This is a genomic window from Billgrantia hypersalina (assembly GCF_052584175.1).
The window spans coordinates 169,168-182,078 of sequence record NZ_JBMIQI010000012.1 but is presented as its reverse complement, the minus strand read 5'-3'; the positions used below and the strand labels follow the sequence as shown (position 1 = coordinate 182,078).

The window sequence follows — 12,911 nt, the reverse complement described above, 5'->3', positions numbered from 1 at the left end:
TGCAAGGCCCGCTGCCACGCTGCAAGGCCGCCTAACCGAACAGCGCGTCCTGGTGCCGAGCTCTCGAAGTCGGTTCCATGAGCAGGGCCGGCCCGCATGAGCTGGGGGAGAGGCCAGAAACGCAAAACAGCCGCTCGTAAGCGACTGTTTTCCAAGTGGTACCGGCGGTCGGACTCGAACCGACAAGGGCTTGCACCCGGCGGATTTAGTCTAAAATCAAGCACCTACAACGCCAAGGATAGATCAGGCTTACCTAAAGTGTCACACCGAATTGTTCACAACTACACCCCATCCTAGCCCCTAGCCTGCCCCCGTCTCAATCTCTTCCGGAAGAAGACTCATTCGCCCAGAGGGTAGAGCTTAACCACGCGGAGTCCGCATGCCCCCTGACGTGTCACAGCTCACCCACAGGTTATCCACTTGAAGGCTTACGGAAAGCACATTATGTTGTGCCTTGTAGCTGAAACTCATGCCTATGTAGTAGTTTGCATTGGTTATGCTCAGGCTGGCTCAAGCTGATCGGCTACATGAAAGAGAAGAGCCCCACCTCTGCTGAGGAAGGGCTCTTCAAACTCCACCGGCAGTAGCGTGCCTGGTGGGGGGAGGTAACCCAAACCAAAGTGGATGCGGCGTTGCAGCGCCATTGCACCTACCGTTGGTTCAGACTGGATATCTACCTACGAGGATTACTGTAGTGCCGATGGCAAAACGTGTAAATAGCTTCTCGCGGGCGGTGGACCCAAACCATCACCACCCGTGGGTGCGACATCTGCGCTTCCTCGCCCCCCGCTACATGTGTGCTGCACAGCAATCAGGAACTGCTGATGAGCATGACGAAACGCGAGCTCTACGAGCTCAAGCGCCGCGAGGCAAGCGCTCATGCGCGTGGGATGCGTGTGTGGCAGTTGACACAGCATTATTTCAAGCGGCAGGCCGAGCTTGAGGAGGGAGGGCAGTCAGACTTGGACCTAGACCTGAGTGATGATCCCGGGTAGCTATAAAATCTCCGAGATTGCCACCCCTGACGGTGCTATGCCCTCGGGAGATTGCTCGCCAGCCTGGCTCCGGCTCAGTTGGCGGGCTCTAGACTGCTACGAACAGAGCCGCCACACGCCCAGGGCGCGGCTCAGGCGGTCTTGACACTCACAATACCCGGTCCTATGATTCGGGCATCCACGCCCCTGGCAGTAAGCCATCCCGCCCATCCTGGGATGAGCCGAGCCCTGGGGCGTTTTCGTTTTTGGAGAACGGAACGTGCCAACAGCGATACTTGTGGACGGTGCCTACTTCATTAAGCGCTTCCGCCGGATAGAGCCTGACAACGCCTATGATGCGCAGCGGGCTGCGGATTGTCTGCACCGATGGGCAGTCAGTCACCTTCACGATGGTAACGGCAAGCGCTCACGACAGACCAACCGCCGCCGCGACCTCTACCGGATCTTCTTCTATGACTGCCCTCCCCTAGTCAAGAAGATGCATAACCCGATCACCAAAAAAGCAATCGATTTCTCAAAGACGAATGAGGCGCAATTCCGTTCTGAGTTGCATGCAGCGCTTCTCAGCAAGAGAAAGCTCGCAGTCCGTCTCGGCCATTTATCTGAAGACGCGCAGTGGACCATAAAACCACAGGTCATCCGGAAACTGCTCAAGGGTCAGACAAAATTCGAGGACCTGAACGAGCATGATATCCAGGTTGATACCCGGCAGAAAGGCGTCGACATGCGTATCGGCGTCGATGTGACCTCATTGACGCTAAAGAAGCAGGTTGATCAGATCGTGCTGATCGCTGGCGATGCAGATTTCGTTCCGGCGGCGAAGATTGCTCGTAGAGAAGGTATCGATTTTGTGCTAGATCCTATGTGGCAGCAGATACCCTCAGGGCTTCATGAACATATTGATGGGCTGAGGACTACGTGCCCACGACCTAAGCCGGTTGAGAAAGCAAAGCAGTAACGAGTGCACCCTTCCCGAAGCTTGATGTCCAGTCAGCTCCTCTCACCCATGGGCTATCGGATTACAAGGGAAGTTGAGTTGGCAGCTGCGACTTGTAAAGTGTTTCCGCTCGGACTTGACCAGAACAAGGTGGTTTACGACATAATCGGTATGGACCAGAGAGGTAACCATGTGGACTGAGCTTGGTTCGGGAGTTATCGGGACCTTGATCGGCGGTTTCGCAGGACATCGGCTTGCGATCGGAAGGGACAGAAGGAAGGAGAGAAACGAGGTAAGAGAGCCGATGTTCATAGCCCTAGACAAATTGATCTCTGACAAGAACCCGAGCCGTATTACGCTGAGCAAGTTCCCCAAGGCTGCAACAGTAGATTCCTATAAGGCACGTGTGGGCTCTGGTGAATTTAAGCGCTTTGAAAGGTTGGTGGATGAGCTCCGTCAGTTCGCCGAAAAGAACGGCGGCGCCGATGGTTTTGGAGGCAGGATACTTCCGCCTACCAAGCAGGATGAGCTTCATAGAAGGCACAGGGCACTGCTGAAACACACTCGGCAACGCTAAGGGTGTAGCTCAATGGTAGAGCTGCACCAGCGCCGTCCGCCCTTTTGTTTCAATTGCTTACAGGACTCGCTGTCTACCAGATCGTCGATTGTCTAACATCTCCCAGCAACAGCCGTTGAGTAATCGGCGCCTGCAGACACCAGACACGCGAAGGCCCCGGCCACAGCGGCCGAGGCCCATCCCGTTGCATCTTTCCCTGGCGCGCCATTCCGTAGCATACCCATCCATGACGCTCATCCAGCCTGCCACGTGCCAGGCTGTGACGGGAGATGATATTTGTAGGAATTCCGATATTAGCGCTGTGCGATATGGCTTACAGACGTGGCGCGGCTCCCAAAGAATACTGTATAAATATCAGTATCGACACAAAAGGGAGACTTCACCATGACCAAGAAGCCCTGGGCGCGGATACTCGAAAAGACAGAGACAGTCGAGCCCCTCACGATGATTCCCCTCGATAATGGCGCCATCTGCCTTCGCTGGAATCAAGAGGAGGCACGCTGATGGTCTGCCTGCAAATTCTTGGGCGGGCTGATGAGGCGGCGCCCTCCCTTCCCCTGCCGTATCCACTGGCCCTGGGTCGCGCTGGCCTCAGCGGCTTCCCATCGCCTGCACAGGACTACGAAGGCCGCACCCTGGACCTCAACGAGCGGTTCGTGAAGAAGCCCTCTGCCACATTTTTTCTGGCGGTGACCGGCGACAGCATGGAACCTTTAGGGATTCGTGAAGGAGATACTCTTGTCGTTGATCGCTCCGTAGATGCCCGCCCAGGACAGATCATTGTCGCGATGATCGAGGGCGAGATAACCGTCAAACGCTATGAACGCATCGATGACAGGCACTACCTCAGCTCCGGCAATCCCCGCTATGCGCCCATACCTCTCGTCGATATCGAATGTCAGGTCTGGGGCGTGGTGCGTGCCGTCATCCACGAGTTTACGGTGTGAGCATGATCGGCTTAGTGGACTGCAATTCGTTCTATGTCTCGTGCGAACGCGTGTTCCAGCCGCGGCTGCGTGGTCTTCCTGTGGGGGTGATGTCGAACAACGACGGCTGCGTCATCGCGCTCTCCACTGAGCTAAAGGCACTTGGCATTACGATGGGCACACCCGCGTTCGAGCTGCAGCATCAGGTTCGCCGTGGGCAGATCCACCTACTCTCGAGCAATTATGAGCTCTACGGCGATATGAGTCAGCGCGTGCAGTCCGTGCTCGAAGAATACTCGCCCGGTGTCGAGCCCTACAGCATTGATGAGATGTTCGTCAGGTTCGACGGCTTCAATCAGACCCAGCTGATCGAGCACGCGCGGCAGCTACATCACAAGGTGCGCCAATACACTGGCATCCCGGTCTGCGTCGGCGTTGCGCCCACACGCACCCTAGCCAAATTTGCCAACCGAGCAGCCAAGAAAATTCCTGCCTATCGCGGCGTCTGCGTGCTTAGGTCCGGCACCGCGGAAACTCGTGCCCTACTACAGCGCTTCGAGCTGGGTGACCTCTGGGGCGTCGGACGCAGGCTGGTAGAGCGGCTTGCTGTGCTGGGCATTCGCACCGGCTGGGACCTCGCCCAGGCTGACCCGAAGAGAATCCGGAAGCAGTTCAGCGTCACCCTCGAGCGCACCGCCCTGGAGCTGCGCGGCGTTAGCTGTATAGAAATGAACGATTTCAACGAACCACGCCAGCGCATCATGACCAGCCGCAGCTTCGGCAAGCTGACTGATGATCTGGGCGAGATCCGAGAGGCCATCCGTCAGCACGGCCAACGCGGTGCCGAGAAACTGCGAAGTCAGAGCAGTCTTGCCCGTGCTGTGCTTGTGTTTCTAAAAACGAATCCATTTCGGCCCGACTTACCCCAATATTCACCGAGCCTGGCGGTTGAGCTGCCCCGCCCCACCGACGACAGCCGTGAAATTCTTCATGCAGCTGGCTACGCCTTGGAGCGCATCTACCGCAAGGGCTACCAGTATCAGAAAGGCGGCGTAATGCTGCTCGACCTCATCGATGCCGATCGGCAGCAGCTTTCTCTGCTGGATACGCCACAAAGCGATGCTGACAGGCTGCGCAGCCAGAAACTCATGGCCACTATGGATGAACTGAACAGGAGAATGGGGCGCGGCACCGTGAAACTTGGCTCTCCCAGCCCTGGAGCGGCCTGGCACCTGCGCTGTGCCCACCTCACGAAACGCTATACGACTCGTTGGGAAGAGCTGCCGGCGGTGACTGCGCGATGAAAAAATATCAGGTGGGATTGATCAACTCAGCACCCTGACCCTCGACAGGTTTATTCACGGCTCGACTCACCGGCCAATGCTCGATAGATGCAGCGTCCAAGTGCCGAACTACCTGCCGGATCGTCTCGCGGTCTGTCAGGTCAGGGTCGAGCCACGACTCAAGGCTAGCCTCGTTCAGCGCCAAAGGCATGCGGTCATGAATTTCCTGGGCAGCACCACGGGCCGGCTCTGTGAGAATCGCACAACCTGGCGAACCATCAGCTCGTTCGGCCCAGATCCCTGCAAAAAACAATGGCTCACGGTCGCGCCGGGACAGGTAATAGGGCTGTTTGCCGTGCTCGGTGACCAGCCACTCGAACCAGCCGTCGGCAGGGATCAGGCAACGGTGGCGCATGAATGCCGCATGGAAGTAGCGGCTGGTCGCCACCGTCTCGACTTTGGCATTGATCGGCTGCGGCGCGCCCTCCTTGGCCCAAGCCGGCCGAAAACCCCACCACAGTTGGTCGGCCGTTGGCTCGGAGTCAAGCTCCTGTCGCCGGACGGCAGTAATCCAAGTGCCCGGCGGAATATTGTAGCGCGGAGCCAGCTCTAGGTTCTGCTGAGCCAACCCTAGACCCAGCGCCTGGCTTAGCCGGGAGTAGCTGCTATACAAGGCGAACCGTCCACACATCTCGCCGCGCCTCTTACATGCGCTTCCGATATGGAAGGATGAAGACTATCGGTTGAAGAAAAACGCCAGCTCGGCTTGGAGCTGGCAGCTTGGTAATTAGTTAAACTAGTCCGAACCAGTGCTCATGCCAAGTTTTAAAATGTGTAGAAACCCGCGACTCAGCTCACCGGGAATTTCAGGGTCAGCCCCCTCAGTAGCATGACGCCAGACTTCGATGACAGATCGTTCACTAGTGGTAATCAGCGGTCCCAAACATCGCTCAATAGCCGATAATGTCTCAGGCATATATTCTGTCATTGCTAAGCGAAGCAGCCAAACCTGGTCGACACTGAGCACCGTAGCAAAAGAAGCCACCTTGTCCAGAGGAAGCTTAGTCCTCCCCTTCCGTATCATTGTTATTACGTTATGGTTGTGATAACCAGCAGCAGTAGCAAGCTCACGGTTTGAAACCCCTAACTCTCTCTGCCGGCGCACAATAAAATCAGAAACCTTTCCGCCCACGACCACATACTCCTAATTTTTTGCGAAGAGTTATACTCTCATGATTAACAGTGGCCCCTAATACATACTTCATCTCCAATACGACTGAATTTGACATTTCAACGCTTAGTATAAGAATTATTGTGAAGCCAACTTAAATACTCAAATAGGGCGATTGAAGCCATGTGAACAGCAGCCTGTTTGTTAGTCACATCCTGCTCAACCGATCCGATCCGACAGTCACGCGAAAGTCACGCAATCTCCGCTTCTGGGAAACGCTCTATAAGCGCTTCTGAGACGCCTCCCGATCGAATCCACGTCATCGCATAGCTCCGACGAGAAAACAGCGCAGAGACAAAATCTGACGCGATCCCGACGACACAAACGAGCAGACGCAGACCCCGGATTCCGAGAACAGCGCGACACAGGGGTTCGAGTGACAGGACGAGGCTTCAGGAAAGAGAACCAGACCAGGAGAGACGATCGACTCGAGCCCAGGCAGCCGGCCGCTCCGCGATTTCCGAGAGCACCATGAATCCAAGGCGATTCCGTGCAGACTCTGTAGTAACAAGAGAGGTGTATATTCCTCGGATGAGTGTTTATATACAGGGAGTGAGGCATTCAATACAAAAACTCTGCCTACTCCGTGAGCTGACCTCGGATGAGACGGTCTCTCCCCTCGCAGGCTCGGCATCAGTAACCACGCGCTGTCCCGCAGATCACGGTCTCTTCCGCTCAGGCACCTCCCACCAGGCAACGGTCTCCCGCGACCAGGCTGCCAATCCCAGAATCCCCGAACGCCACGAGATCAGGATCAAGTTTTCCCAGGGCTCAGCCGATCCAGCCAAGAATCCCGAAACACCACGGAATCGAGTGCAAACTTTCCAAGCCCTCGGGAGAGAACGGCCCCGGTCTCTGAATCAACACGCTGTAGGAGGAAAACAAGCACGGAGAGCCGGGGCAAGGTCCGAGAGAGAGACGAACCACAGGGACACGCTCGGAAACTTAATCAACAACCTGAGTGTAGGAATGACCAAAGCAACCTTGGGAAGAGAAGCGTGTAGTGTCGGTGAAGATTCGTGTGAGTGGGAGAGGAACCGTAAAGAGACAAATCGGGAGAGACAGAAAGAGCGGTCAGGTAGAAGGGAGGGGGGAATCGGGGCCGGGTGCCGCCATTGCCATCGCCGCCCCTATCCACCGAACCTTTTGATACCAAGACCGCTGCGCCAAATAGGGAACGGCTCCGCCGGCATACCGCCCCCAGGCGCCAAGGCTGCTCACCTACAAGGCCCGTTCATTACGCTTCGCTCACACATTCCATCAGCTATATTGGTAACGAGATCAGGAGGGGACGTGGGAATGAAGATCGCCATTGAAGAAGCCCAGCTACGGCTCGATGAACTGATTGAACGAGCACACCAAGGCGAGCAGATTCTCATCTCGGGGGGTGATGGCGCTCTGGTGGAGATGCTCCCCGTCAACATGCCGGAATCGAGACAGAGAAAGACCGACACCCTTCGAGGCGCTCTGCGAGGCGAGATCCAATACGAAGACGGCTGGGACGAACCCATGACCGATGATGAAGTGAGCTGCTTTCTAGGCTTGGGCGCTGGAAAAAGAGACGCCCAAAGGTAGTGATCGTCAGTCGCCTCCATGACCTTCGATGCTATGCTCCGGGCGCTCGCACTGAAACGAGGCGGCTGCGGTTCGCGAGTTTCGGCCTCACTAATATCAGCCCACCTGCGCTCCAAGTATAAGAACTTATCCGATCATGCAACAGGCTCATATCATGTGAGCCGCGACAGATCCACACGCTAGCGAATCGCTCGGCTTGGCCTGCCATCGTTAAATAAGTTTTTGCTTGCGCTGATCACCGGCCATGAAGATAATCGTCTCGTGCTCGACCCAATCGGGCAACAGTATGCAAGACCCTGCGGAGGTATCGGTGCAAACTTACGTTCGGCCGCGGGGGTAAGTCGATCTGCAACACAGCTCATGTGCCAGATAACGCCGACGAAAGGCGACAAGGGGCGACGTGCTCTGTGATGGTCGACGACAGCTAGAAGAGATCCGCGACAACAAGCTGTGCCTGACGAGGTTCTCCTGGTGGAACGGCCACCAGGGGTCGCTGAACGAGGCGTCGCGGTCGTTACGAAAGGTGGCCCGAATCTCACAGCCTTTCGTAGCGGGGTTCAGCGCAGTGAGGAAGGAAGGCCCCATACGGATGGCGGTGTGAGAAGCCGCGGTTAAGCATGGGTGGCTGGAGGGAGAGCCTTACCGAAGCGACGATCTCAGCGTTGCGACGGTAAGGAGTTTTCTACCCTCCCCACCGGATGCAGTCTCAAATTCAAAGATTTATCTTAAACCCCTTCTTGTTGAACCAGAACAAGAAGGGGTTTGTCGTTGTTGGACAGGAAGGGTGGGGGCCGTCGCGCCGAAGATCATCAAGTCCAATACCCATGACCCGCTGATCGGTTCGTCGCCACCTCACTGCCAAAGTAGACAACCGGCGGAGGAGCAAAGCCTGAGTCGAAGCACAGCGCGCCGCAGAAGCTCCACAGGTCTCGCTGTAGCCTTCGGGCACTCGATACTACCCCACCCCCATTGCCATGCCCTCAGAAGCCTTGCAAAGCCTCTGGCGAAGCCACAGAGGATTCCGCCACCCCTGCATGAACAACTTCGCGTGAACAGATCAACATGAACTGCTGAGCCCCGTAAACTGCGCCTCGCATATCCTGTCGCCTTGGGAAGTAAAGCCCTAGAAAATCGGCGACATGCTCTGGGCAGTGCTGCCTGTTCGGGGCGTCTCTTGGGCTCCAAGCCTTATAGCGGCGGTTAGCCCGCCCGCTTGACACTTGGTCCCAACCAGCCCTCTGCCCTGGCTCTGCGCCACGCTCTCTTCACCGATGGCACCGAGATGCCGAAGTGCTGTGCCGTTCTGGAAATCGTCTCGCTGTTCTCCCAGCGCCATGTCGCCACAGCCCGGTCATCAATCACTTTCTCACGCCCCAACCGACGCCCTTCAGCCCTCGCCTTCACGATGCCTGCCATCTGACGTGCCTTGATGTTGGTCCGCTCCAGTTCGGCAATCGCAGCCAGCATCGTCAGCATCGCTTTCCCTACCGGGGTTCCCAACTCGAAGCCTTCCCTTATAGAGACGACGGCCACACCTTCGGCATGTAGTCGCTCAACCGTCTCCAGCACATCCACCGTGTCACGCCCCAAGCGATCGATCGCATTGACGACAAGCGTGTCTCCTTCCCGGATATAACTCATCAGACTCGAGAATCCGTCTCGGCGTGTTGCCTTAGTTGCTCCTGATACCGCATCGTCGGAGAACCAACGATCAACCTTATACCTAGACTCGATGGCATGACGTTGCGCGCCAGTTTGCTGCTCTTCAGTGCTGACTCTGACATATCCGATGATCGCACCCATGATTTTCCTCCGCTCTTATATGGTTCGAAACTTCGGATCGCAGTATCATCTGCGGATCAGTATTATTTTCACTCAACTGATCCTGGCGAGCAGCAGTTATTCGTAGCGGATCACAAGGTAAACCCTGTGATCCACGCGAAACAGACAGCAGCGTGACACGTTCTTTTTTATAACTAACCGTGACGTGTCACACTCAACTTAAGCCAGCACAAAACCGAAAAAAAGCCGCTCTCCAGAGTAGAGAGCGGCAATCACGATTCAGAAGGAATTATAGCATGCCCCGAACAACATCGGTGCCATCACCCTGTGCAAACAACGCACCTGAACAGCATCAGCATCAACAGCGCAGACTGCGCTCTAACGCAGAGCGCGCGCGGCTTTGGCAGCTGAACCTGGTCATTGGTCAACACCTCTGCCCAGTAACTCTTCCCTTAGAGTCCATCTCCCTGAAGAACTGGGCACGGAAGACACTGCGCCAGACCTTCGACGGACACAGCCTATCCCTGGAACTGCGTCTCTACTTCATGACGCTCTACTACCTCGTCAGCAACACAGCAGGTGGGAAACTAGCTTTCCTCACCGTGAACTTCTCCCAGTCGATGACCGACAAGCTGGCGAGGGAGGCGGCGCGGGCGCCGGCGACGAAGCACGCTGACCTGGTCAACAAGCGCCTCAAGAAGCTCGGCATCGATGCTCGCTGGTTCGGCGTTCTCGAAGATCACCGAGGCAACCTGCATACCCACTGTGTAGTCGCTTATCACCAAGACGATGAGCAGGCAGTCAAAGCCTGCTTCGGTCAGGACACGGACTTGGTCAACTCCGGGTATCGCCTTCAGCACACCTACAAGCAGCGCTGCAAGGCGATGACCAAGCCCCACCTATTGCAGCAACACTACCCTCACCAAGATGCGCTCGGAAAATACCGTCACGCTCAGATAGACGTAGGCGTCGCTGATTACATGTCGAAGGCACTGGAGAAGCCGAGCCGCTACATGGACGCTGGCAAATGCCGAATCTACGCGTCCAAGCCGATCCGCTGCGAATCCTCCGAGCGATACGAACGAGCCAGGATGAAGCAGCAGCGAATTACGTCTGCGAAGACTGACCTCTCAGGTCTTACGGTTCACCAGGCCTTGTCCTACTTGCTTCACGGCTGGATTCCTGAAGTCGATCCCGAAGATGACCGGCGCCACGAACAGCATGCCTCGGAGATCGACGAGCTGATCGCATGGGACGAGTTCCGGAACAGCTCACCTGCCTACGACTGGCAATACGAAGAGAATGATGCTGAGCTGCATGCGTATCGCGAAGCCGAGCGCTGGACGTCGACTGAACCCTCGGAGCGTGACTACGACCAGATCGTCTCGGAAGCGACTCTCCAGGCCCGGCATGAATGGAACGCACGACAGCCTACCGAACGTGAGTATGACCAGCTCATACTGGAGGTCGAGGCCTTCCTGGGTCAACGGCACTGGGCACGGTGTTTACCTGAGGTCGACCCAGACGTGTCGGATGATGTAGACGAGGCGTTTTCTGAACTTGTTGAGCTGATCGCCGTGCGCACAGACGTAATCTCGGCTGCATCGCCCTTCACCCTCGAAGACTCAGCCGCTTGGCCGATTAGCGAGTCCTGCCTGGACCAGGTGATCTCTCGGCCTTGCCCTGTTCGACCAGACGATTGCAACGAGACCTCACGTAGCAGCAAAGTTGGTTGTTTACCCCTGGGGCTTTACAGCACCCTCCAGAACGCTCGCAGACGCCCCTGGGAGCGTCGTGAACGTCGGGGTATAGATAGACGTAGCCCTGACGCTAGAACACGACTGAGGCGCGCTCTGACGCGATACAGAGCGGATAGTGTGAAGCTCGGTATATCTCTGACTCCTCGGTGCGTTGGACCACCGCTGCGCGCCGCTAAAGAAGTTCCAAGTCGGGAACGCAGCGGCATCGGCAAGCCTGATCGCGAGGAGCTATCACAACGGGCATAACTCATACATACCGGGGGTGCTGTAATCGACGGTCTGTATCAACCAGCCAAACTCTGTTCTATTAACGCCGATATAAATTCGCGGAGCAAGACCTAGGGCTAAGGCAGTGCGGAACTCCTGCACGATGTAGAAGGGTAAATACACGCTAAAAGTCAGGCCGCGTGGTGGCTCGCCATCGACATAGCCAATTGAGCGTGGTGAATCAAATACAGGAATCCACTCGCCGTCACGCTCTATGTATTGCGGTTTACCATTCTCGCCCCTGCCCTGCACATCTGAGACGCGCAATCTTGACCAATCTTCATGCATGTCTGCGCCTTTCAAGAAAACCGCACACTCCACATCGCTGAGCTGCATTGAAGAAAGGCACTTCGCCGCAATATCGATTTCCATGTAGCTAGAATGCAGCGGCTGGTCAAGAAGCTCCCCCAAGGCCGAGGGTGCTGCCGTCGCTCTGATTCCCGCCGACATCCGGACTTCGTATGTCCCGACTTCTAGCTCATACACTTCATAGCTCGTCTCGGACTCACGCTTCACGCGCTTACTCTCCTTCATGCCAACCTCCCGCGAGCTCGTTCCCGACGCTCAAGTATAAGCATCAGCAACACGGCGAAAAACGGAATATGAAGCTCCAAGCGGATCAAATCAGGCGCATCACACATGAGCCATAGAGAGAACGTAACATCACTCGTCCACTGAGGGGTTCTTATTGGCAATGCATGCCGTTGAGGACAATGCAGAAAGCGGTCGAGGTAGTCTGTGACATGTAGGTAACCTTCACCTCTGGGGAGCTACTTTCCGTCGAGTGCCGTGGAGGCCGCACAAGATGCCTCGGTGCTCAGCCGCTTGCGCTCAGGCTCAACGACGTCCCGGAAGAAGGCCTCCTCCGCTCCGATGCCTCGAACGTCTGGATTGGGCCACAGAACGCTGATCAATACGAAGCGCACCGTATTCGGGTAGAGCATCAACATGGATTCGAGCTGATCCTGGAGGCTACTCTGCCACTCGAACGCGAAATCTCTGGCGTAGACGGCCTCCTCTTGCCCGAACAATCTGGCTTGTTCGGGGCTGGTCTTGTGCTCACGCAGCCAGGTCAGCCTGAAGCGTGCCGCCAGCATGTCATGGAGCCATTGCACGTCCCGATGATCGAAGGTCTTGATCGGCAGGAAGGGGGTTAGCTCCGGCGCCAGATCGTCCACTCGGCACTCAAGACACCGCACAAGACGCTTGGTGGTCCCATGGTAGTCCCGATGTTGCAGCTCGGCGAGGGCCAAGTCATCGCCTTTGAACCATTCGCTATCGATCATGCGGCACCTCCTTTGCTCGGCTTTTGGCCACCGGCACAGTATCTTAGTGTTCCTGCTCGACCACCAGCCGCTGACGTCGAGCGAGCATACTATGCGCAAACACCAGGGCACGCCACAGAACGTCCCAGTTGCGTGAAAGTGCTACAAGGACATAATAGGCAGGCTGACCTACCCATTGGTTCAGGGCCGCTATCAATGTATGGAACCGCGCCTCCCGCACAAACGGGGGGTAAAGGCCCAGCATCGCCTATAGGAAGATTTAGCCGCCTATAAGCGATGCAATTAATTAACA

Annotated in this window: 11 protein-coding genes; 7 read left to right on the top strand and 4 right to left on the bottom strand. The window is 56.4% G+C overall.

Translation table 11 applies throughout. The annotated features are described in order from the left end of the window. Window positions 1-824 precede the first annotated feature (824 nt). The 5 genes from ACOJCM_RS11705 (at window position 825) to ACOJCM_RS11685 (ending at window position 4,739) form a co-directional block, all read left to right on the top strand. On the top strand, window positions 825-995 hold the full coding sequence (locus tag ACOJCM_RS11705; protein WP_445212220.1) for a hypothetical protein: 171 nt from the start codon (window positions 825-827) through the stop codon (window positions 993-995). A 259-nt stretch (window positions 996-1,254) separates the two neighbouring features. Next, on the top strand, window positions 1,255-1,953 hold the full coding sequence (locus tag ACOJCM_RS11700; protein ID WP_445212219.1) for an NYN domain-containing protein: 699 nt from the start codon (window positions 1,255-1,257) through the stop codon (window positions 1,951-1,953). 169 nt (window positions 1,954-2,122) lie between these two features. Then, window positions 2,123-2,509 carry a hypothetical protein gene (locus ACOJCM_RS11695; RefSeq protein WP_445212218.1) on the top strand — a complete coding sequence of 129 codons (387 nt, stop codon included), beginning with the start codon at window positions 2,123-2,125 and terminating at the stop codon, window positions 2,507-2,509. A gap of 503 nt (window positions 2,510-3,012) precedes the next feature. After that, window positions 3,013-3,456, top strand: coding sequence for a LexA family protein (locus tag ACOJCM_RS11690; RefSeq protein WP_445212217.1), 444 nt, complete (start codon window positions 3,013-3,015; stop codon window positions 3,454-3,456). Window positions 3,457-3,458: 2 nt separating this feature from the next. Beyond that, window positions 3,459-4,739 carry a Y-family DNA polymerase gene (locus tag ACOJCM_RS11685; protein WP_445212463.1) on the top strand — a complete coding sequence of 427 codons (1,281 nt, stop codon included), beginning with the start codon at window positions 3,459-3,461 and terminating at the stop codon, window positions 4,737-4,739. Window positions 4,740-4,746: 7 nt separating this feature from the next. On the opposite strand, the gene ACOJCM_RS11680 is transcribed toward ACOJCM_RS11685, so the two are convergent. Next, entirely contained in the window at window positions 4,747-5,409 is a 663-nt protein-coding gene (locus tag ACOJCM_RS11680; RefSeq protein WP_445212216.1) for an SOS response-associated peptidase, read from the bottom strand. Between the two features lie 1,839 nt (window positions 5,410-7,248). Here ACOJCM_RS11680 and ACOJCM_RS11675 point away from each other — a divergent pair. Continuing rightward, entirely contained in the window at window positions 7,249-7,524 is a 276-nt protein-coding gene (locus tag ACOJCM_RS11675) for a type II toxin-antitoxin system Phd/YefM family antitoxin (RefSeq protein ID WP_445212215.1), read from the top strand. A gap of 1,200 nt (window positions 7,525-8,724) precedes the next feature. Here ACOJCM_RS11675 and ACOJCM_RS11670 read toward each other — a convergent pair. Further along, complete coding sequence (locus tag ACOJCM_RS11670) at window positions 8,725-9,327, bottom strand: recombinase family protein (protein ID WP_445212214.1); 603 nt, start codon at window positions 9,325-9,327, stop codon at window positions 8,725-8,727. Window positions 9,328-9,602: 275 nt separating this feature from the next. Between ACOJCM_RS11670 and ACOJCM_RS11665 the strand changes: the two genes are divergently transcribed. Next, window positions 9,603-11,312 (top strand): hypothetical protein, encoded by a 1,710-nt coding sequence (locus ACOJCM_RS11665; protein WP_445212213.1) that lies wholly within the window; start codon window positions 9,603-9,605, stop codon window positions 11,310-11,312. Here the strand turns inward: ACOJCM_RS11665 and ACOJCM_RS11660 are convergent. Together ACOJCM_RS11660 and ACOJCM_RS11655 are read right to left on the bottom strand one after the other, a co-directional pair. Beyond that, a complete protein-coding gene (locus ACOJCM_RS11660) occupies window positions 11,298-11,867 on the bottom strand; it encodes a hypothetical protein (RefSeq protein WP_445212212.1) in 570 nt (189 codons plus the stop codon). The two genes, ACOJCM_RS11665 and ACOJCM_RS11660, sit on opposite strands and share 15 nt — an antisense overlap. Window positions 11,868-12,103: 236 nt before the next feature. Continuing rightward, window positions 12,104-12,619 carry a hypothetical protein gene (locus tag ACOJCM_RS11655; RefSeq protein WP_445212211.1) on the bottom strand — a complete coding sequence of 172 codons (516 nt, stop codon included), beginning with the start codon at window positions 12,617-12,619 and terminating at the stop codon, window positions 12,104-12,106. Window positions 12,620-12,911 lie beyond the last annotated feature (292 nt).